The following is a 22,866-nucleotide window of genomic DNA, read 5'->3' as shown; positions in this document are numbered from 1 at the left end:
TATAACAATAATATGACAGAACTCTAAAAACACTTTCAATTTAGAAAGTGTTTTGTTTTATAAACGTCATTTTATTGTGATTCAGAGGTTTTTTTTGTGATTAAATTTCAGTTAAGAGGAAAATAATTACAAAAGATAGGTTATTTTACGGTTATAAAATAACCTATCTTAGGCTAAGCGAAAGAAGTGATTATTGTAGAATTGATTCAGCAAGGTTAAGAAGTTGAGGAAGTGATACTTCACTGCTGCTTGCTATTTCTCTTTGTTCTACAAGAACGCTTTGCAAGATCTCTTTGGTTGTTAGTGGGTTTGCCAGTACAACTCTAAATACAATCGTTGGTTGGTATTGATAGGCTTTTGGTGTTAATCGAGTACGAGACACAAAAGACTTGCCAGTCTCACGCTGTGTTTTTTGGATAAACTTAGTGAGATTATCCAGATGCTCGTAGATTTCTGCCGTTTGTTCTTTATTTGCAATGCCTAAAGCTGCTGTCACTTTATTTGGTATATATCGATAAGTCAGTAAGCAGAGCTCTGGTTCAGAGATGACTTCAAAGTCATCTTGCTGTTGGATCAGATCTGAAAAGTATTTTGCTTTTTCAATACTTTGATTTATCAGTAGTTCATAACCTGGTCGACTAATGATATTAAAGCAAGAGTACAACAGCATAGCCATACCACTACGAGACCCTTCTAGCGTGTGTCTGCCTAGATCTTTTGACCCTTTTCGTAGGATATACTCAGCATGGTGTTGAATTGAAGACATCAACTCTGGATCTTTAAAGATAACCATGCCTGCACCCATTGGTACATACAGTTGTTTATGCGCATCAATAGTAACTGAATCGGCTAAATCAATACCATCCAATAAATGTCGATAGGTATTAGACATTAATGTCGCACCGCCCCAAGCCGCATCAACATGGAAGTGACAGTCTTCGCGCTGTGCTACTTGAGCAAGTTTACACAATGGATCTATTGTTCCTGTTTCCGTTGTACCTGCAACGCCAATGATAGCAAGCGGTTTAATGTTTTTGGCTTTAGCTGCCGCGATTTTTAGGTCTAAATCAGCTAAACAAATACGGTTGTTATTGTCAGTTTTTACTGTGATAACACCATCTTGACCAATGCCTAATACATCGGCGGCTTTTTTAACTGAATAATGACCACGTTCGGAAACAAAAATCGCAAGGCCATTGCACTTATAATGAGTTAATGCTGCGAAGAGGCCTTGCTTTGCAATACCTTCAAAATCACCATCAGGTTTTAATAAGCGGTTTCTTGCAACCCATAAAGCAGTGATGTTGGCAATGGTTCCACCAGAGCAGAAGGCACCAAGGGAGTGATCGGCACTATGCATCCAATGATGATAAAAGTCATCTTGTTGACCATAAATAAGGCGGTGTAGAATGCCTAAAACTTGACGTTCTAAAGGAGTAAATGCTTTAGAGGTTTCAATTTTTACTAAATTTTGGTTCAACGCGATCATAATTTTTGACAGCGGCATTAAGAAATAAGGTAATGCAGAAGTCATATGACCAATAAAGCTAGGTGCAGAAGTATGAACAGATTGAGAAACTAAGGTGTTCAGTAAGTGCTCAGTATGTTCAGAAACATACATAGGAGATTCTGGCATAGAAGAGTCAGTAAAATCTTTTTCGATTTCAGTCAGAGGCTTCTCTTCTGCGACAATATGTTCTCGTAAGAATTGATTCAGGTTTTGAGAGAGTTCTTGTTCAATTTTCCCAAGAGTCGAATCGGGCGCTTCCGGAACAGTAAAAATTCGCAACATGCTTTCTAAGTTGGCATCCGCTGTCTTGTTGTCTGTTACCATGGTATCTGTTCTATTCTGTTGGTGATTGAAAAGCAAAGTGATGATCGCTTTGCCCATGACTAAAGGCACAATTTAGAACAAAATGATAAAAATGTCTTGTCTAAATGTGCCTCATGAACAGTTGAGCGTATAAATTTTACGAAATCAATACATATTGATTAATTAGTAAACAAATCATTTGCAGGTAATATCGCTAATTTTAGAGATTGTCTCATTGTATGCATTTAGTGGTGCATCGATTTCTTTTGGGTGGCTAAGAATATCGGCAAATGCAGATCGCAATTCATAATTTTGTTTATGAGGTTGAGTTTGACGATCATCAAAGGTTATTTTTGCAACCTTACCCAAAGCATCATTATTTGCAGCTAATGTTTTAATTTCTTTTTGATCAAGCTGTAACCAAGATTCAATAGATTGATTTGTTTTTACTTTTGATGGGTCATTTTTAAGGTAAAAATCGACAGCGGCACGATTTAATTCGAAATGATGCTGACGGCCTTCAAGAAACCATTCCCCGACGCTTTCTAAATTCGGATCTTTTTTAATTGTAATGGCAATCAGTTCTTTGTACCAAGTTAAAGAAGCATCAACGTATTGGCTGTATTTGTTACTTAAACATTCAGTATCGGCAGCTTGAACAGAGGTTGTAAGCAAAGCAAACGGTAAAATAAGAGCAACGAGTTTCATTACAAATCCTTAGAAATGAATCATTATTATGGGTTGTGATTGTAGGCATCGTATTATTAAATGCAATGGGAACGGCTCATAGTGTGATGTTTCCCTCTTAATTTACTCTTTTATAGAGAGACAAAAAATAGCATTAAGAAGGGAACCGCTAAACTTAAAATAAAGCCACTAACAATAGCGATAGGTACGCAGCGGATCCCACCACAATTTTGGATGACAGGTAGCGTAAAATCCATTGCTGTTGCGCCAGCATAACCAATTGAGGTGACAGGATAGCGATGAATAAGTGTTGGGATTAATAAAAGAGCGACTAATTCACGCATTAATTCATTGAGAAAGGCTGCACCACCATATACTGGTCCTAGCGCATCACCCATTAAAATACCTGCAAGAGAATACCAACCAAAGCCAGAAGCCATAGCAAGTCCATGCTGTAGGGGGATATCTAAAAATAGAGCAGCAATCAGTCCACCAATCAAAGAGGTAGACATGATGACTACCGCGATGATAATGCCGTGTTTATTGAGTAAAATTTGACGCAGTGATAAACCACTATTTCGTAGCTGAATGCCAATAAGAAACAGCAGGAGAAGCAAGATCAGTTCACTTGCCTTTTCAACCCAAGATAAGTCGATACCACTAAGTAAGCCAACAAGTAAGCCGCCCGCGACAGCAAGTAATAACTTGGCTGACTCAAGGATCATTTTAAATAGAGGTAGCGTATTTTTATTCCCTTCTGAATTTAGAGGGAAGAGTTTATCCATAATGGGAAGAATTGCTAAATTACACACACTAATAGAGACAAAAAAGACGGCAGTAATGGTTATTATTTGGTTTAAGTTTTGGGCTAGATTATCAAGCGCGGCAAGACTTAAGCCCATTAAGGCTAAGATAATGGTAACTAAATGGCTTGTTGCTGCATTAATATGCTGGAGAGGCTTTTTCTTATGTAATGGGATCAGATACCCAAAAAGTAGTGGTAAAAAAACAAAGAGCATTCCGGAAAGCATGATATAGACCTCATCCATGAAGAAGCCTTGAGAATATCAAGGCTTATCAAGTACATCAATATAAGTTATTAGTTTTGCTGTAATTAAACTACAAACCACTGCTTCTTAGGGTTTCTTTAATTCGATCGTTGAATTGGCTATCTGTTAAGTTACTTAATGTATACAGAGCTTCTGCACCTTCAAGAGTAATCTCAACGTCATGATCATCAATGGCATCGTCTTTATGTCTAAACATTAAAAGGTGGTTAGCAATACGAGCAATGTTTAAATAATTGATAGGGTATTCAGTGTTGGTTGATTTCTCTTCATTGGTGGCAACAGCTAAGAAATCGACATCAAATTGCCAATGACTGAGTACATGGTAACTGGTGTCATTACACTCTTTATTAAAAATATAGATCGCCAAATCTAGGTCTAAATAATTCCCTTTTTCAAGGTAATCAAAATATTCATTAACAAGGCAAAATAAACCGATGTCGGCAAGCAATCCTGTTAAAAGTGCTTTTTCTGGCTCAAGATAATTAAGAGATCCATCATCGGATTCTTTAATTATCTCTTCACAAACCATGGTCATTACCGCGGCAAATTCACGTGAACGAGCGGCACTTTTACGTAGTAGTGCATTACATTCTTTGTTTAAATCACTTGAATGTTTGAGTTGTTCAATCGCTTGAGCGGTTACAATATCACGAACACGATAAATACCCAGCCGAGAAACGGCGGTTAATACATCGGTACAGGTGATATTTCTTCGGTTGAAAATGACAGAATTTGCCATTCGAATTACAATAGCTGTAAGGCTAGGATCTTCCAATAAAGTATCAGAGACATCTTTAATTAATGTGCCTTCAAGAGTACATAACTTTTGAATTTTCAGAACCACATCAGGGATTGGGGGTAATTGGATATTACCTGATGAAATACTCTGAGATGCCATTTGGCAAAATTCAGTTCCTAATGCAGCTAGTAGCTTTTCTTTATCAGGAGATAACCAGAAAAAGGATAAATGATTCATTCTTTATTAATACCTTTGAATAATGAAATAATCATACAGTATTTTTATGTTTTCTAAAAAAAATCTTAATAAAATAAGGCAACTTATCTAGAGATTTAAGACAATTAGTGCCTTTTAGGCATCACGAAGTTATTACGGATAAATAAATAAGTTGTTTTTTATTTACCCTACCAATGGATATTGTGAACTTCATCAACGAAATGATGTGTATAGTTGTGAGACTATAATGTGATATCGACCTGAAAAAAAACTTACTTTGTTGCATGAATTAATACTACAAGGTGTGATCGCAATAAAGAAATCTATAGTAAATTCAGGACTTAATCGAAAAATTATAGAAAAATAGGTATTGTACGTTTATTATTCAATTGCTTGATGTCAAATTTATGACAGGGACGGGGGTCGCTAAGTTTAAGATCAAGGAGAACGACATGAGTCATTTAGAGGAACGCTTTTTTAACTTTGTAAAAAAACTGGGTAAATTTAATAAACGCTCGATGTTTGGTGGCGTAGGACTATTTACTGAAGACGCAATGTTTTCACTTGTTACTGAAGGGCGATTATACGTTCGAGGTGGTGGTGATGTTGATGATCAGTTTGAAAAATTAGGTTGCGAACGCTTTAAGCATGTAAAAAAATCTACTATTGCGACAGTGAATTATTTTGACATTAGTGAGCTGTTTGAGAAAAGACCAACGCTACTTCTTACTATGATTAAAGAAGCAATGGATAATTCACGAGCAGAGCGAGAATTTAAAAAATCAAAAGAGAATCGCCGTTTACGCGACTTACCTAATATGCAACTTACGCTAGAAAGAATGATTAAAAAAGCGGGAGTTCCTGACGTAGATTCATTTTTTGACGTTGGTGCAGTAAGTGTCTTTAGAAAAGTAAATAACACGTATGGTGGTGATGTTGACGTGAAGCTTTTGTGGAAATTTGCTGGTGCAGAATCAGGCGTGCATTGGACTCTATTGCAAGAGCCAACGAAAAAAGCATTACTTAAACAGATTTAAATGTAGAACATAAAAAAAACCTCGCTATCTATTCATTGTTGAAGGGATAACGAGTTTTTTTCTAACTATACTAATCTAAATCACTGATTGATTTATCAGTGATTCAAATTGGTATATTAAATTTAGTATTTAAAGCGAGCAGTTAGTAGCAATTGGTCACCGTAGATGCCATTGAATCGGCCTTCAGCACCAATTGAGAATAGCTCTGTAGAGTGGAAACGACCATATACGGAAAACAATGTGTCATCAGTATCTTTAATTGATAAATAACCTACTTTACCACCGACTTCTAACTGTGGACCTAACCATTGGCGAACACCTAAGTTCAATTCCATGCCAGTGTCATTTTTGAAGTTGCGATTATTATCAACAACACGAAGTAGCATTTCACCAGTGATATCTGCCCAGTTATTTACTGGAGCGTGGAAGCCAAGACCGGTTGCTAAGTCGTAATCGCCATCTAATTCAGAATCGAGAGATACGATCGCATGAGCATTAGGGTGGATTGATTTACTTAAACCAGCACCAAATGTTGATGGGCTAAATCCAATACGAGCTTCCGCATAGTCATAGCTAAAGTTGCTCATGTTTGAATTGTTTGGATCATTATCTGCAGCCATTGATGTTGCTGAAATAAACATTAGGCTTGAAGCTAAAAGTGTCTTACGGATCATGATATTTGAAACCTATCAAATTGAGTGCTGTAACCAAAAATATTATCTAAATACTAACAGAAATTGGTATTTATGCTAGAAGGGAGTATGTAAAATTTAGAGTTACTGCAACTTAGTCAAAAAATTAGTGTATTACTTCTTATTATTTAGCCAAGCAAAATATGAGCCAATATAGACAGAGTTGTTAAATATAGTTTGTTTATTTTATACGTTTAACGTTCAGTAAATAGGTTAGCATTATAAATAAATAGAGTTGTATTGCACAGAGAGACTTAGGTAAACTAATTGAAATGGATAAAACTGGATAAGAATATGAATGAATTAAAGAAATACGCTGCAATTGGTGGTGCTGTTGCACTTATCGCTTGTTGGCCTTTTGCGACAGGTAAGATTGGTGAAGCAATTTTTAAAGATGGAATTGCATCGTACAATAATTCAATTATTGAAGTAGAGTCAGTTTCTTACGACCGAGGCTATTTAAGCTCTCATGCTCAAAGCCGAATTCATGTCGTTGATAAAGGACTGAGTGAAGAGCTAGAGCAAGCCGATTATCCAACAGAAATCATGGTAGATCACGATATTTCTCACGGACTATTTTCTGTATCTTCTACTTCTACTTTTATTAGCAAAGAAGATATCTCTGAATTTGTTCAAGGCCTAACCTTGAAAACGAACAGTAAGTTAACAGGCACCACGGATCTATTGCTTACGAGTCAAGACACTGATTTTGCGACAGCAGATTTACAGGCTCAAGGCGTTGAAAAACTATTTCTAGCCGCTTCTCAGCTTGCTGCTGTCATTGAAAAAGATGGGCAATTTACGCTATCTTACCAGTTACCTAAAACTGAACTGCGTTTGGATAATCAATCAGCAATGGTTGTTGAGAATGTCGTAGGTCAGAGTATAGGTCATTACGTTAACGATATCTTTATTGGTGAGGCTAGTGTTGGTTTAGATAAATTGACGATCAACGATATAGAAAGTGATATTAATAATGAACTTAAGGGGATGAAATACACTAGTGTGAATCGCCTTCATGAAGTAAAAGATAAAGCAGAAGAGAATAGCTTTAGTACTCAAAATCGATTAACTCTCAATGAGGCTGTTACGAGTGCTGGCGTTGTAAAAAATGGGGTTTTTGATATTAGCTTTGAAGATCTTAATTATGATGGCTTGGTAAAACTGGTTCCGCTTCTTCAAGATCAAGAGTTAAGCAATGAGAAAGTTGAGCAACTAATGCTTTCGTTTGATTTATTAGCCGCTCAAGGTTTTAAAGCTAATATTAATGAATTTAGTGCAGAAGTTTTAGGCAGTAAAGTCGATAGTCATATTTTACTTACATTACCGGCAGGCACGGCAAGAGCATCACAAAATGCAGACCAATTAGTTAAGACGATAACTGGCTCTACAGAACTTGTGATTGCAAAAAAATTAGTCGATGAAACACCTGAATTACGTATGCAAATGGATGAGTTATTAATTAATGAGTTTGCGGTAGAAGAGGGAGATAACTACCGTTTGTCAGCTAAGGTTTCTGATGGACAAATTGAATTACTTAACGGTCAAAAAATGCCGTTGTTTATGTTATTGGGCTTTTTAAGTTATCTACGTTAATAGCTAAGATGCGTATAGATGATAGCTCACCTAGGTGGGCTATTTTTTTATTTAGTGAATTAGATCACTTTATGATTTATTTGTAAGGCAAAAAGTGGTATTAATTTCTATATCATTATTTTACAAACTTAACTTTTATAAAATAGCAGGAGCCTTTGATAAACATGGAAAAAGTATTTAACTTTTGTGCTGGTCCAGCAATGCTGCCAGTAGACGTTCTAGCCCAAGCTCAAAAGGAATTGGTGAATTGGAACGGTTTAGGCACTTCAGTCATGGAGATTAGCCACCGTAGCAAAGAGTTCATTAAAGTTGCGGAAGAATCAGAGCAAGATTTACGTGATCTGTTATCTATTCCTGACAACTATAAGGTCTTGTTTTGTCAAGGTGGAGCTCGAGCACAGTTTGCTGCAGTTCCACTGAATCTGCTTGGAGGCAATACCAAAGCAGATTACGTTGATGCTGGTTATTGGGCGCAAAGTGCCGTTGTTGAAGCAAAAAAATATTGTACGCCTAATGTGATTGAAACGATTATTAATATCGATGGAAAAAAAGCAGTTCAACCCGCTGCTGAGTGGGCATTAAGTGATGATGCCGCTTATGTTCATTTTTGTCCAAATGAAACCATTGATGGTATTGAAATTAACGATTTACCTGTGACAGATAAACCAATTGTTGCGGATATGTCTTCAACTATTTTATCTCGCCAAATTGATGTTTCTAAGTATGGCGTTATCTATGCTGGAGCTCAAAAAAATATTGGGCCAGCAGGTTTAACGATTGTCATTGTACGTGATGATTTACTTGAACTGGCTGCTGATGCCCTTCCTAGTGTTTTAAGTTACGGTGTTCTAGCAGATAAAGAGTCGATGTTTAATACGCCGCCAACATACGCTTGGTATCTTTCGGGTTTAGTATTTAAATGGCTAAAAGCGAATGGTGGTATTGAAGCAATGGAAGCTCATAATCGTAAGAAAGCAGCGGTATTATACGATTATATCGATCAGTCTGATTTTTATCGAAATGAGGTCCATGCCGGTAACCGTTCATTAATGAATGTACCATTCCAGTTAGCAAATTCAGAACTGGACGCTCAATTCTTAGCATTAGCCGATGACGCAGGAATGAAAGCGCTAAAGGGACATAGAGCCGTTGGTGGAATGCGAGCTTCTATTTATAACGCAATGCCATTAGAAGGTGTTCAAGCGTTAGTTGAGTTCATGAAATCGTTTGAAGAAAAATACGCATAATTTTAGAACCTGCATAAGAAGTTAGTAAAAAACCGATACTGCATTAACAGTATCGGTTTTTTTATAGGTTTGAATTCTTAGTAACTTTAAACCAATAGAGAGTTAAAACTAATAGAAAGTTGGAACTAATCGAAAGCTAAAAGCGTTGCCACAATTGGTGATAAGCACCGTTGAGTGCAAGCAAGCTCTGATGCGTACCATATTCAATCACTTCACCATGATCCATCAAGCAGATATGATCCATTGCTTCTAAGTTTACTAAGCGATGAGTGATGAAGACCACGGTTTTGTCTTTAATGTGTTCATTCAAGACTGACATGATTTGTTGCTCTGTTTTCTGATCTAACCCTTCGGTTGGTTCATCCAACAACACAATAGGCGCATCATGCAGTAGCGCTCGGGCTATACCAATTCGACGACGTTCACCGCCAGAAAGTTGACGACCTCCATCTCCTAACCAAGTATTTAATCCTTCATTAGAAACAAGATCATGCAAACCGATTTTTTCAAGGGTTTGAGCTAGTATCTCGTCTGTCGCACTGTCATTAGCAAGCAGTAGATTATCACGCAATGAGCCATTGAGAATATCAACACGTTGACTTACAACAGACATCGCACTGCGTAAGCTTGATTCTTTCCATTTAGGCAGTAGAACACCATCAATAGAAATAGCACCAGATGTAGGATCCCATTGACGGGTTAACAATTGCAGTAAGGTTGATTTCCCAGAGCCTGTTTGACCGACAATTGCCATTTTTTGACCGGCAAGTATATCTAATGAAATGTGTTTAATCGCATCAGTGTCAGCATCTATGTATTGATAACTAACATCAGAGATCGTTAGATTACCTTTTACATCTTGTTCTACACCGTTTTCATCAAAGACAGTATCTGGTTCTGCTGTGATAATTTCATTCAAGCGGCGAGCAGAGCTTAGTGTTTGGCCTAAGTACTGGAAAGCACCAGCAATAGGCATTAATAACTCAAAGCTTGCCATCGTAGCAAAAGCAACCATTGCAACCATAGGATCTGGTGTCATGCCTGCAATACCATCCGCAGAGATCCACAGCATTAACAACAGTGTCCAACCATTAGCTAGCAGTAATAATCCATTTGCTAAACCCGTCAGCGTTGCCATGTGACGTTGATTTGATAACAGAGCGACTTGAGCGTCTAGAATACGTTGTTGATATTGTTCTTCTGCACCAAAGATACGTAATTCTGAATTGCCTTGTAGCCAATCGAGTGTTTTGATTCTTAATGTTGCTTTGTTATGTGTTAGCTCGGTGCCATTTTGTTTACCTAACTTATAAAACAAAGTGGGCCAGATAAGTAGCAACGAGAATAAGATCGCACCAAGCGTAAGTCCGATAGTGGCATCAAACCAAGCAAGAAAAGCGGTTAACCCGATAATACCTAGCGTACCAACAATGATTGGACTAATAAGGCGTAAATAGACATGATCCATCGCATCCACATCAGCAACAAGGCGGTTTAATAAATCTGCATCACGTAGTTTTGAAAAACGGCCTGGAATTAATGGGATTAACTTTTTGAAAAAGAAAATCCGAAGTTCAGTCAATAGCTTAAAAGTTGCGTTGTGGCTAACGACACGCTCCCCCCAACGACCAGCAGTTCGGCCAATAGAGAAGCCACGTACCGCTCCCGCAGGAAGCATGTAGTTAAAGGTTTCACGAGCAATGGTTAAACCCGCAATAGCAGAGGCGGAAATAAACCAACCGGAAATGGTTAGTAGGCCAATGGAAGCAAACAAGGTAGCAAAGCTAAGTAGCATTCCTAGCGTTAGACCAAACCAGTGTTTTTTATATAATTTAATGTAAGGCAGTAAATCACGCATCAAGATCACCTTGCTTTGGTTGTTTTGCGGCAAGCATGGTTGCAAATAAGCCGGAGTCTTTAATTTCATCAAATGAACCAGATTGAACCACTTGACCCTTATCCATCACTAAAATGGTGTTCATCGTATGAAGTTGATCTAAGCGATGACTGATCATTAATGTGGTTAGACCCAGTGTTGCTTCATTAAGACTTCTCATTACGAGACGTTCACTTTTAGCATCAAGACTTGCTGTTGGTTCATCTAAGATCCACAAACGGCCTTGTTGTAATAGTGCTCTTGCTAACGCTAATCGTTGTGCTTGGCCAACAGATAAGCCGCCTGAGCGATCAGATACTGGGTGTTGATAACCAAGGTCATCAATAAATTCATTGGCAAAGGCTTGTTGGCTAGCGGTATCAAGTTGCTCTTGAGAGATCCCTTGCTTACCTAACGTAATGTTTTCTGCAATAGTACCGTGAACCAAGGTTGGATTTTGCCCAACCCAGTTGATTTCTTTATACCATTCTTTTTTGTTCAACTCAGATAACTCAGTACCGTTTATTTTAATGCTGCCTTGGTATGGTAAAAAACCAAGAATGGCATTAATTAAACTGGTTTTACCGGCACCACTTGGGCCGACTAATGCGGTTTGAGAGCCTTCATGTAGATGGAAGCTAATTGGACCAAGCAAGGTATTATTATCGTGAGTGGTAACAATGAGTTCGGTCACCTTAATATCAAGAGTACTTGAATCAGAGACTTTTTTGTCCCCTTTAGTTTGTGAGCTGGTTTCTGTATTTAAAAACTCGACAAGAGATTCAGCAGCACCGACAGCTTGTGCTTTGGCATGATAGAAAGTACCTAAATCACGTAATGGCTGGTAAAACTCGGGCGCAAGAATAAGGATAAATAGACCAGTAAAGAGGGTTACTGTGGTTCCGTAATGGCCAAAATTCAATTCACCAATGAAGGTGAAACCAAAATATACAGCTACGATAGCGATAGAGATAGAAGTAAAGAATTCCAATACAGCAGAAGATAAAAATGCTAATCGTAATACTTCCATCGTTCGTTTACGGAAAACCTCAGATGCGCCATGAAGGTGCGCTGTTTCTTGTGCGGTTTTATTGAATAAACGAATGGTGGTCATTGATTGCAGGCGGTCATAGAAGTGACCAGATAAACGTTGTAATGCTTTAAAATTACGACGGTTAGCGTCTGCGGCGCCCATCCCCACTAATGCCATGAATAATGGAACTAACGGTGCGGTAAGTAAAAATACTAAACCAGCAGCCCAGTTTTGTGGAAAGACGACAATCAAAATAACAAATGGGATCAATACTGATAAAGACATTTGAGGCAGATAGCGAGAAAAGAAATCTTGCATATCTTCTACCTGTTCAAGTAGCAAGGTTGCCCATGCACCAGCAGGCTTGCCTTTAATATAGGCAGGACCAAGGTCTTGAAGTTTGTCTAAGATTAATTGGCGAATATGAACACGGATATGTTCACCACAACGATAGCCTGCGATTTCTCGTCCCCAGCTGCATGCAGCTCGGATTGAAACAATAGCGAGAATGGCAATAAAGTGGTTAATAAGTTCATATTTATCAACTTGTTCAATGATTAGTTGATGCAATATATCAGCGAGCAATGCCGCTTGTGCAATAAGAAAAAGACTAGAAAGGAAGCCAAGCCCAATTGAAAGGGTTAGCCATTTTTTTGCAAGCTTACTTTGGCCTTTGAGCCATTGGTCTAACTCGCGTTGTTGTTGTTTATCCATAATATTGAAGGCTTACGTTTTGTATTATTTTGCACGCACTAAAGTTTCTATTGTAATAATTGGAATATAAGAAACTTATCGGCACATCAGCAAAATAAGATGAGCAAAAGAAACCCGAAGTATTCGCTTCGGGCTTAACGTTAACTCAGATAGTCTAACTTTCTTTTGCTTCTAACGCATCTAAAAAACGTTCAGCATCTAATGCAGCCATACAACCCGTGCCTGCTGAGGTAATTGCTTGACGATAATTATGGTCCATCACATCGCCAGCGGCAAAAATACCTTCAATATTAGTTTGAGTCGCGTTACCTTCAAGACCAGACTTAACTTTGATATAGCCATTTTTCATATCAAGTTGACCATTAAAGATAGCGGTATTTGGTTGGTGACCAATGGCAATGAAAGCGCCCATTACTTCTAAGTCTTCCGTCGTATCTGATTTTGTATCTTTTAATCTTACGCCAGTAACACCCATCTCATCACCTAGAACTTCTTCTAGAGTACGATCTGTATGTAGAATGATATTGCCGTTTTCAACTTTATCCATTAAGCGGTCGATTAGGATTTTTTCAGAGCGGAAGGTATCTCGGCGGTGAATTAAATGAACTTCAGCAGCAATATTTGATAAGTACAGCGCTTCTTCAACAGCAGTGTTTCCACCGCCAACAACCGCGACTTTTTGATTACGGTAGAAGAAACCATCACAGGTTGCACAAGCAGAAACGCCGCGGCCTTTAAATGCTTCTTCAGATTCTAAACCTAAGTATTTTGCAGAAGCACCAGTCGAAATGATCAACGCATCACATGTATATTCAGCAGAGTCGCCCTTTAAACGGAAAGGACGCTGACTAAAATCAGTTTCATTAATATGGTCGAAAATAATTTCAGTATTGAAACGCTCAGCGTGTGCCTTCATTTCTTCCATTAAACCAGGACCTGTCATATCTGCAGCGCCGCCTGGCCAGTTTTCAACTTCTGTTGTTGTGGTTAATTGCCCACCTTGCTGCATGCCGGTAATCATCACTGGATTAAGGTTCGCTCGTGCTGCATAAACAGCGGAAGTATAACCAGCAGGGCCAGATCCAAGGATCAATAATTTAGAATGCTTTACGTTGCTCATAAGCTCTCCGAGCTAAAATCAATAGAAACAAAAAATAAGGGTAGGAAACACAAGTTGGGTGTTCATTATCCTTTGGTATGAGGTGATTGTAGGGAATTTATTGACGTAAAGAAAGGGCACCGCGATGGGTGCCCTCAAATGATTTTGTTATAGGATGTGTCTTTTATGCAGTGAGTGCTGTTTCTGGAGTAACGTATTCTAAATCAAAGCTTTCTGCGACTTCTTTGCAAGTCACTTTCCCGTGAATAACATTTAAGCCATTTAGGAAACCTTTATCTTCAAAAAGAGCCGCTTTATAGCCTTTATCTGCTAATTTAATAATGTAAGGTAATGTTGCATTATTAAGGGCAAACGTTGAGGTACGAGCAACAGCACCTGGCATGTTTGCCACACAGTAGTGAACAACGTCATCAACAATATAAGTAGGGTCTGCATGAGTTGTTGCATGGGAAGTCTCAAAACATCCCCCCTGATCGATAGCTACATCAACAACCGCTGCACCTGGTTTCATGCGTTTGATGTGGTCTGCGGTAACTAGTTTAGGTGCTGCTGCACCCGGGATAAGAACGGCACCAATAACTAGGTCAGCTTCTAATACATGCATCTCAATCGCGTCAACCGTTGAATAAACCACTTTTGCTCGACCTTGGAATTCTTCATCAAGAGAGCGAAGTGTATCAAGATTTCGGTCTAAAATAGTGACGTCAGCACGCATACCTACCGCCATTCTTGCAGCATTCGCACCAACAACACCGCCACCAATAATAACGACTTTTGCAGGCTCAACACCCGGAACTCCACCAAGAAGTAAGCCGCGGCCACCGTTAGATTTTTCAAGAGTTTGCGCACCTGCTTGAATAGACATACGGCCTGCAACTTCAGACATTGGCGCTAATAGTGGCAGACGACCCATATAATCTGTTACAGTCTCATACGCAATGCAGACAGCCTTACTCTTAATTAGATCTTCTGTTTGTGGAAAATCTGGTGCAAGATGTAAATACGTGAATAAAATTTGCCCTTCACGTAGCATTGCACGCTCAACAGCTTGCGGCTCTTTAACTTTAACTATCATGTCAGCTTGAGCGAAAACGTCTTTAGCTGTAGGAAGTATGGATGCGCCTACTGCGATATAATCATCGTCAGTAAAACCAATGCCAGACCCCGCTTTTGTTTCGACAAAAACGATATGGCCATGAGATATTAATTCACGAACACTCGCTGGGATCATGCCAACGCGGTATTCATGATTTTTTATTTCTTTAGGTACGCCAATGATCATCCTGATTTCCTTTTATGTTATAGTTATTTTGACTGCTTGTAGGGTTTTTGTTTTGAATTTTTATCTAGTATAGATTGTAAATGGCAGAATTTGATGCTAAATATTAAAAAGTTGTAGTATATTTTTTTGCAAGGAAGTAATAAGGTGGAATAAAAAATGGTAGATAATAAGAAACCATCCAAGGAACTGGATCGTATCGATCGCAATATTTTAAATGAGCTTCAAAAAGATGGGCGAATTTCGAATGTTGAATTATCTAAAAGAGTAGGCTTATCGCCGACTCCGTGTTTAGAACGTGTTCGTCGTTTAGAACGTCAAGGGTACATCAATGGTTATACAGCCTTGCTGAATCCACAATATCTTGATGCGTCATTATTAGTATTTGTTGAGATCACGCTTAATCGTGGTGCTCCGGATGTGTTTGAGCAATTTAACACAGCAGTACAGTTATTAGATGATATTCAAGAGTGTCACCTTGTTTCAGGTGATTTTGACTATCTTTTAAAAACGCGAGTATCAGATATGAGTGCTTATCGCCGATTGCTTGGTGATACACTATTACGTCTTCCAGGTGTTAATGACACTCGTACGTATGTAGTAATGGAAGAAGTAAAACAAACCAATCATTTAGTGATTAAAACTCGCTAATTGAATCAAGATTCTAAATTAGAGATTTTCTTTCTTTAAATTTGTATAATCTTGAAGAGCTTAAAGGTGATTTAGGTATACTCTATCTTTATATGCCTTTGAGCAATGGCGAGCGGCGTTATGCCGCTCGACTTGTTTTTAATTTCTACAGATTTAGTGATCTTTACTTTTCCCCTCTATCGAATGCATTTATATAAGAGGGATGACTAAATCTAAGCACAGTGACATTGGATAGTATTTTGTTTACAAAGATTAAAGAAAAAATTGCTGAAAGAAAAATGCAGCTAACAACGTTGAAAGTAGAATTGGTTGCCGAGCCTGAAAAAGCTCGATTGAATGGTAATCAACGCCTACAAGAAGCGTTATTCATTGTCGGTTTACTTGCCGCTATTTTTATAACCACTTCTTTATTTAGTTTTAATCCAGCAGATCCATCATGGACTCAAACGGCTTGGGCTGGAACAGTCGAGAATGCTGGTGGTTCCTTTGGTGCGTGGGTAGCTGATACTCTTTTCTTTGCTTTTGGCTCTTTAGCTTACTTATTGCCTGTTATTCTTCTAGGCTGTACATGGATTATTTTCCGCAAAAAAGATCAAAATCAAGATAAAGAAGAGGGCGAACTGGATCTAATGATGATTGGAACTCGCATTCTTGGTTTGTTGATTTTATTTTTAACAAGTTGCGCACTGGCTGATACCAATTTTGATGATCTTTGGTACTTTTCTTCTGGTGGTGTTGTTGGCGATGTTCTTACCAGTATTACGACGCCTGTTTTGAATGTACTTGGTTCAACACTCATCTTTATGTTTCTATGGGGAGCGGGTTTAACGCTCTTTACGGGCGTTTCTTGGTTAACGATCGTTGATAATCTTGGCGGTATGGCTCTTGAAGGCGTTAGAATCGTTGTAAATAAAATGAGAAAAACAGAAGATGAAACCTACCAAGTTGAAAATGAAGTAGAACTTAAAAATACGCCTATTGATTCAGGTTTATCTTTTACGTCGACAGCGGTTGAGGCTTCTGATATAGAAATTGATCCATTTGAAACCCCAAAAATATCTTCTCGTGAACTGTCAATGTTTGCGAATGCCCCTGAGGCAGAGAAAGGAAGCGATATTGATACGTTTGAAATAAATGACAACTATGCAGATGACCCATTATTCTCAGCGCCTAGTTCAGATGTGCTCGCTTCACAAGTTACATCGCAAGAATTTAATGAAGCGACATCGAGTGATTCTCCATTCATAGAGGTTCAGCCTGAAGCATTATATGCAACAGACATGAACACAACAGATTTAATGAATCAACCAACCGTTTCAGAGTTACTTAAAGAGATCGATGAACCTGAACAATTAGAAGATGGTATTAATTTAGCTATGCGCAGTAATGCGACAATTGCAGAGCTAGATACTGAAGCATTAGGTCAAGATCCTTTACTAAGTCAGGTTGATGCAGGGCAAGCTTTTGCGTATACCTCGACCGTTGCTGCGGTGAGTTCTTCTGCGATGGCGATGGGTGCTGAAGATGTTGTTATCGATATGCCTGAGTTTGTGGACGTTATAGAAAGTACATTGGAAGCTGATAATCTTGAGTCATTAAGCGCACAATATAATGAGCAGCACACTAATAAGTATGAAGACCAGAGTACTGACGTTGTACTTGAAGAGTGTACTGAAAATACAACAGCTTTGATTGGCGATGAAGATAAAACGTATTTCTCACCTGAGTTTGATTCATTGCCTGATAATACAGAACAAGAAACAATTCTATATGAAGAGGCATTACCAGCGTTTAATGCAATTGAACAAGATGTTCAAGGTGAAGAAATAGACGATCTGCACATTAATGCGGTTGATACATCGTTTGATGAAGTAGAAGAGATCCCAGAAATAAAAGAGATCCCTTTGGTTAATGACGTTGTGATTGAAGAGGTATTCCCTGAAGAAAAGCCAACGCATTTAGATGCTGATATTGCTGCATTTCAAGCACTAGTGGCTAAAGAGAAAGCCACGCAAGCCGCTTTACAAAACCCATTTTTGGTTAATTCAGAGCCTAATTTACCAGTACCAACGTCGCCACTGCCAACCTTAGATTTATTGTTCTCACCAGATACACGTGCAGAAATGGAGTCTCGTGAATCACTAGAGCACACAGCTCGTCTAGTTGAAGCGAAATTAGCCGATTATAAAATTAAAGCGCGTGTGGTAGGCATCTTCCCTGGTCCTGTGATTACACGTTTTGAATTGGATTTAGCTCCGGGGGTTAAAGTAAGTCGCATCTCAGGTCTAGCAACCGATTTAGCTCGTTCTTTATCGGCAATGGCAGTACGTGTTGTCGAAGTTATTCCGGGTAAACCTTATGTTGGTTTGGAATTACCGAATTTTAATCGTCAAACCGTTTTCTTTTCTGATGTTGTAGGTAGTGAAATATTTCAAAATGCAAAATCGCCAACTACGGTAGTGATGGGACTTGATATCGCAGGCGAAGCGGTTATTGCTGATTTAGCAAAAATGCCTCACGTATTAGTTGCGGGTACCACCGGTTCAGGTAAATCAGTAGGTGTAAACGTCATGATTTTGAGTGTGCTATATAAAGCCACGCCAGAAGATGTGCGTTTTATTATGATCGATCCAAAAATGTTGGAACTTTCTATCTACGAAGGAATCCCACACTTATTGACTGAAGTTGTTACTGATATGAAAGATGCCGGTAATGCACTGCGTTGGTGTGTCGGTGAAATGGAGCGTCGTTATAAATTAATGTCTGCATTAGGGGTACGTAACCTACAAGGCTTTAATGATAAGTTAAAAATGGCAGCAGCAGCAGGCCACCCAATCCATGATCCATTATGGAAACCGGGTGACAGCATGGATGAGATGCCGCCGTTGTTAGAAAAGTTACCCTCTATTATTGTTATCGTTGATGAATTTGCCGATCTGATGATGGTGGTAGGTAAAAAAGTAGAAGAACTGATCGCTCGTTTGGCTCAAAAAGCTCGTGCGGCAGGTATTCACTTAATTCTTGCAACGCAGCGTCCTTCGGTTGATGTAATTACCGGTTTGATTAAAGCCAATATACCAACACGTGTGGCCTTTACTGTATCCACCAAAATCGATTCAAGAACGATTCTTGATCAAGGTGGAGCTGAGTCATTACTTGGTATGGGCGACATGCTTTACCTTGCTCCTGGTTCTAACCATACGGTTCGTGTACATGGTGCATTTGCCTCAGATGATGATGTTCATGCAGTGGTTAATGACTGGAAAGCTCGTGGTCGTCCAAATTACATTGAGGCGATTACCAAGAGTGAACAAGGTGCAGAATCCTTGCTACCAGGTGAGAAATCGGACAGTGAAGAAGAGCTTGATCAATTATTCGATCAAGTGGTTGAATTTGTAACGACCTCTCGCAGAGGTTCAGTATCTGGTGTTCAACGTCAGTTTAGAATTGGTTATAACCGTGCCGCTCGTATTGTTGAGCAACTAGAAGCTCACGGTATTGTTAGTACTCCGGGCCATAACGGTAACCGTGAAGTCATTGCTCCACCTCCTGTTGGCAGTGGCGATTAATCCTCTATTTTAGATAAGTGATAATTAATAATGAAAAAGTTTTTGATTTCTCTGTGTTTATTAAGTTCTGGTGTCTTTAGTGCGACAGTTTTAGCATCACCTCAAAGTGAGTTAACTGGGCGTTTAAATCAAAATGCAGGCTTTGAAGCTGACTTTACCCAAAAAGTAGTCAGTCCAGAAGGCGATGTATTGATGCAAGGCGAGGGGGATGTAAAAATATTACGTCCGAATTTATTTCGCTGGCATACACAGACACCTGATGAAAACCTATTAGTTACTGATGGACAAACGTTGTGGTATTACAATCCATTTGTTGAGCAGGTGACGCTGATGGGTTTAGATAAAGCAACGACACAAACGCCATTTGTTTTATTAACTCGTAATAAAACGTCTGATTGGGATAACTACTCAGTAGCTCAAAATGGTGATTCATTTACAGTGTCGCCTAAAGCTGATTCGGCAATTAAAAGTGAATTTATTGTGCGTATTCAAGCATCAGGTGAAGTGACTGGTTTCTCTGTTGTTGAGCAAGACGGTCAACGCAGTGATTTTAGCTTCTCAAAATTTGAAGCGAAAAAGCCAGCACAAAATAATTTTAGCTTTACGGTCCCTGCGGGTGTTGATATTGACGACCAACGTTAATAGACATCGAAGCAACTAAAAGGATAAACGTGAGTAATTTCAGTTTAGATTTTTCAGCAGGGGACGATTTTCGTCCCCTTGCTGCTAGAATGCGCCCTCAAAATATTGAGCAGTATATTGGTCAACAGCACTTATTGGGTGTTGGTAAACCGCTACGTCGTGCACTTGAGGCAGGTCAGATCCATTCAATGATTTTATGGGGACCGCCGGGAACGGGCAAAACAACATTAGCAGAAGTGGCAGCAAATTATGCCAATGCAGAAGTGGAGCGCGTATCAGCGGTAACGTCTGGCGTAAAAGATATTCGAGCGGCAATAGAGAAGGCCAAAGAAAATCAAACGACAGGCCGCAGAACGATTTTATTTGTAGACGAAGTACATCGTTTTAATAAAAGTCAGCAAGATGCTTTTTTGCCTCATATCGAAAATGGAACAATCACGTTTATTGGTGCGACAACGGAAAACCCGTCTTTTGAGCTAAATAATGCATTATTGTCACGTGCACGAGTATACAAGCTTAAATCATTAGAAAAGCAAGATATCGTACAAGTGATTGATCAAGCTCTTTTGGATAAAGATCGTGGATTAAATGATGAACACTTCATTCTGCCAGATGAGGTTAAACTGCAATTGGCCGATTTAGTGTCGGGTGATGCGCGCATGTCATTAAACTACCTTGAGCTTTTGCATGACATGGCAGAAGAAAACCACGAAGGAAAAAAAGTGGTGGATTTACCTTTATTGGCCGAAGTTGCGGGTGAAAAACTGGCACGTTTCGATAATAAAGGGGACATGTGGTACGACTTAATCTCAGCTGTGCATAAGTCAATCCGTGGTTCAAATCCAGATGCCGCACTGTATTGGACTGCGCGTATTATCGCCGCGGGTGGTGATCCTTTGTATGTTGCGCGTCGTTTACTCGCAATCGCCTCAGAAGATATTGGTAATGCTGATCCTCGTGCGATGGAAATTGCGATGAATGCGTGGGATTGTTTTACGCGAATTGGTCCGGCAGAAGGGGAAAGAGCAATTGCACAAGCGGTTGTCTATTTAGCGTGTGCACCAAAAAGTAATGCGGTTTATACGGCATGGAAACAAGCACAAATGGATGCGATTAACTCGCCAGATTATGATGTGCCCAATCACTTACGTAACGCACCAACCTCATTAATGAAAGATATGGGGTACGGTGCTGACTATCGTTATGCGCATGACGAACCAAACGCTTATGCCTCTGGTGAAAATTATTTTCCGCCTGAAATGCAGGATCGTAAGTACTACTTTCCAACAAAACGTGGTCTAGAAACCAAAATTAGCGAAAAGCTAGAGTATTTAGCTAAATTAGATCAAAACAGTACCTTAAAACGCTACCAATAAAAGATCATTTTCGGTATCTTATTCAAATCGCAATTTAGAATTAGAAATTGCACAAAATTTTATTATTAAGTGAGTTCGTTTACTTTGAACCCACAATGACCATAAGGCATAGGATTACAAATGCTTGATTCAAAATTACTTCGTACAGAGCTGGATGAAACAGCAGAGAAACTGGCACGTCGTGGCTTTAAGCTAGACGTAGAGACACTTCGCAACCTTGAAGAACAACGTAAGTCCCTTCAAGTTAAAACTGAAGAGCTTCAAGCGCAGCGTAATTCCCGTTCGAAGTCCATTGGTCAAGCAAAAGCGAAGGGCGATCACGAAGAAGCTGATCGCATCATGGCTGACGTTGCAAACCTAGGCTCTGAATTAGATGAAGCAAAAGTAGCACTTACTGAACTTCAGCAACAAATTGAAACAATCGCATCCTCAGTACCTAACCTGCCTGATGAATCTGTACCTTATGGTAAAGATGAAGAAGAAAATGTAGAAGTATTACGTTGGGGTACACCGCTAACGTACGACTTTGAAGTGAAAGACCATGTAGCTCTTGGCGAGCTTGCTGATGGTCTTGACTTTGCAAGCGCAGTTAAAATCTCAGGCTCTCGTTTCATTGTAATGAAAGGCCAGTTTGCGCGTTTACACCGTGCTTTATCGCAGTTTATGCTTGATCTTCACACGGAAGAACACGGCTACATGGAAATGTACGTTCCATACTTAGTTAACCACGACAGCCTATATGGAACGGGTCAGCTACCTAAGTTTAGTGAAGACCTATTCCATACAAGCCCGCTAACAGAGCAAGTAAGTGACGTACCTCTTAAGATGCTATCACTTATTCCTACAGCGGAAGTACCAGTAACAAACATGGTGCGCGACACAATTACTGAAGAAGCTGATCTTCCACTGAAAATGACGGCACATACACCGTGTTTCCGTTCTGAAGCAGGTTCTTACGGTCGTGATACTCGTGGTCTTATTCGTATGCACCAATTCGACAAAGTTGAATTAGTTCAAATTACGAAACCAGAAGATTCAATGGCCGCGCTTGAAGAACTAACAGGTCATGCTGAGAAAGTACTTCAACTTCTTGAACTTCCTTACCGTAAAGTGATTCTTTGTACGGGTGATATGGGCTTCGGCTCTCGTAAAACTTACGACTTAGAAGTATGGGTTCCAGCACAAGAAACATACCGTGAGATCTCATCTTGTTCAAACATGTGGGATTTCCAAGCGCGTCGTATGCAAGCGCGTTTCCGTCGTCAAGGCGAGAAGAAACCAGAATTGGTTCATACACTAAACGGTTCAGGTCTTGCTGTCGGTCGTACAATGGTTGCGATTTTAGAGAACTTCCAACAAGCTGATGGCAAAATTGCAATCCCTGAAGTACTGCGTAAGTACATGAATGGTGTTGAGTTCATCGGTTAATCTGTTCTATAACATAGACTAGATAAACACTAAAAAGCCGCTTTATGTTAAGTCATAAAGCGGCTTTTGTTTGTTTGCGGT

The 22,866-nt window shown here is 39.3% G+C and carries 17 protein-coding genes; 8 read left to right on the top strand and 9 right to left on the bottom strand.

Features of this window, described 5'->3' with window-relative positions; genetic code table 11:
- Nucleotides 1-190: 190 nt before the first annotated feature.
- From panP to Q1K78_RS12110, 4 genes are all read right to left on the bottom strand, one after another.
- The gene (gene panP / locus Q1K78_RS12125) at nucleotides 191-1,834 is read right to left on the bottom strand and encodes a pyridoxal-dependent aspartate 1-decarboxylase PanP (protein ID WP_300178953.1); all 1,644 of its coding nucleotides are present in this window, start codon (nucleotides 1,832-1,834) and stop codon (nucleotides 191-193) included.
- Between the two features lie 174 nt (nucleotides 1,835-2,008).
- Nucleotides 2,009-2,521 (bottom strand): hypothetical protein, encoded by a 513-nt coding sequence (locus tag Q1K78_RS12120; RefSeq protein ID WP_300178936.1) that lies wholly within the window; start codon nucleotides 2,519-2,521, stop codon nucleotides 2,009-2,011.
- Between the two features lie 110 nt (nucleotides 2,522-2,631).
- A complete protein-coding gene (locus Q1K78_RS12115; RefSeq protein WP_300178950.1) occupies nucleotides 2,632-3,531 on the bottom strand; it encodes a lysine exporter LysO family protein in 900 nt (299 codons plus the stop codon).
- A gap of 88 nt (nucleotides 3,532-3,619) precedes the next feature.
- Nucleotides 3,620-4,546: an HDOD domain-containing protein gene (locus Q1K78_RS12110; protein ID WP_300178932.1), complete on the bottom strand. Its 927-nt coding sequence runs from the start codon at nucleotides 4,544-4,546 to the stop codon at nucleotides 3,620-3,622.
- Between the two features lie 431 nt (nucleotides 4,547-4,977).
- Between Q1K78_RS12110 and Q1K78_RS12105 the strand changes: the two genes are divergently transcribed.
- Complete coding sequence (locus Q1K78_RS12105) at nucleotides 4,978-5,562, top strand: TfoX/Sxy family DNA transformation protein (protein WP_300178930.1); 585 nt, start codon at nucleotides 4,978-4,980, stop codon at nucleotides 5,560-5,562.
- Between the two features lie 122 nt (nucleotides 5,563-5,684).
- On the opposite strand, the gene Q1K78_RS12100 is transcribed toward Q1K78_RS12105, so the two are convergent.
- On the bottom strand, nucleotides 5,685-6,236 hold the full coding sequence (locus Q1K78_RS12100) for a hypothetical protein (RefSeq protein ID WP_300178927.1): 552 nt from the start codon (nucleotides 6,234-6,236) through the stop codon (nucleotides 5,685-5,687).
- Between the two features lie 312 nt (nucleotides 6,237-6,548).
- Between Q1K78_RS12100 and Q1K78_RS12095 the strand changes: the two genes are divergently transcribed.
- The gene (locus tag Q1K78_RS12095) at nucleotides 6,549-7,850 is read left to right on the top strand and encodes a DUF945 family protein (RefSeq protein WP_300178924.1); all 1,302 of its coding nucleotides are present in this window, start codon (nucleotides 6,549-6,551) and stop codon (nucleotides 7,848-7,850) included.
- A gap of 164 nt (nucleotides 7,851-8,014) precedes the next feature.
- A complete protein-coding gene (gene serC / locus Q1K78_RS12090) occupies nucleotides 8,015-9,097 on the top strand; it encodes a 3-phosphoserine/phosphohydroxythreonine transaminase (protein ID WP_300178921.1) in 1,083 nt (360 codons plus the stop codon).
- Between the two features lie 136 nt (nucleotides 9,098-9,233).
- Here serC and cydC read toward each other — a convergent pair whose 3' ends face one another.
- The 4 genes from cydC to ald all read right to left on the bottom strand — a co-directional run bounded on the left by cydC (nucleotide 9,234) and on the right by ald (nucleotide 15,122).
- Nucleotides 9,234-10,955: a cysteine/glutathione ABC transporter ATP-binding protein/permease CydC gene (gene cydC, locus Q1K78_RS12085; protein WP_300178918.1), complete on the bottom strand. Its 1,722-nt coding sequence runs from the start codon at nucleotides 10,953-10,955 to the stop codon at nucleotides 9,234-9,236.
- A complete protein-coding gene (cydD, locus tag Q1K78_RS12080; protein WP_300178915.1) occupies nucleotides 10,948-12,720 on the bottom strand; it encodes a cysteine/glutathione ABC transporter permease/ATP-binding protein CydD in 1,773 nt (590 codons plus the stop codon). The genes cydC and cydD overlap by 8 nt, the downstream gene beginning before the upstream one ends.
- Nucleotides 12,721-12,874: 154 nt before the next feature.
- Entirely contained in the window at nucleotides 12,875-13,840 is a 966-nt protein-coding gene (gene trxB, locus Q1K78_RS12075; protein WP_300178912.1) for a thioredoxin-disulfide reductase, read from the bottom strand.
- A 163-nt stretch (nucleotides 13,841-14,003) separates the two neighbouring features.
- A complete protein-coding gene (gene ald, locus Q1K78_RS12070; protein ID WP_300178909.1) occupies nucleotides 14,004-15,122 on the bottom strand; it encodes an alanine dehydrogenase in 1,119 nt (372 codons plus the stop codon).
- A 156-nt stretch (nucleotides 15,123-15,278) separates the two neighbouring features.
- On the opposite strand from ald, the gene lrp reads away from it, so the two are divergent.
- From lrp to serS, 5 genes are all read left to right on the top strand, one after another.
- Nucleotides 15,279-15,770, top strand: a complete 492-nt coding sequence (gene lrp / locus Q1K78_RS12065; RefSeq protein WP_045101653.1) for a leucine-responsive transcriptional regulator Lrp — start codon at nucleotides 15,279-15,281, stop codon at nucleotides 15,768-15,770.
- A 278-nt stretch (nucleotides 15,771-16,048) separates the two neighbouring features.
- Nucleotides 16,049-19,339, top strand: coding sequence for a DNA translocase FtsK 4TM domain-containing protein (locus Q1K78_RS12060; RefSeq protein ID WP_300178947.1), 3,291 nt, complete (start codon nucleotides 16,049-16,051; stop codon nucleotides 19,337-19,339).
- 30 nt (nucleotides 19,340-19,369) lie between these two features.
- A complete protein-coding gene (gene lolA / locus Q1K78_RS12055; RefSeq protein WP_300178905.1) occupies nucleotides 19,370-19,981 on the top strand; it encodes an outer membrane lipoprotein chaperone LolA in 612 nt (203 codons plus the stop codon).
- Nucleotides 19,982-20,004: 23 nt separating this feature from the next.
- On the top strand, nucleotides 20,005-21,357 hold the full coding sequence (locus Q1K78_RS12050; protein WP_300178944.1) for a replication-associated recombination protein A: 1,353 nt from the start codon (nucleotides 20,005-20,007) through the stop codon (nucleotides 21,355-21,357).
- Nucleotides 21,358-21,477: 120 nt separating this feature from the next.
- On the top strand, nucleotides 21,478-22,785 hold the full coding sequence (gene serS / locus Q1K78_RS12045) for a serine--tRNA ligase (RefSeq protein ID WP_300178902.1): 1,308 nt from the start codon (nucleotides 21,478-21,480) through the stop codon (nucleotides 22,783-22,785).
- Nucleotides 22,786-22,866 lie beyond the last annotated feature (81 nt).

It is taken from the genome of uncultured Aliivibrio sp. (assembly GCF_946479765.1).
In the GTDB taxonomy this organism is placed as follows: Bacteria; Pseudomonadota; Gammaproteobacteria; order Enterobacterales; family Vibrionaceae; genus Aliivibrio.
Note: the sequence above shows the minus strand (reverse complement) of the source record. Positions and strands in the feature narration are given on the sequence as shown.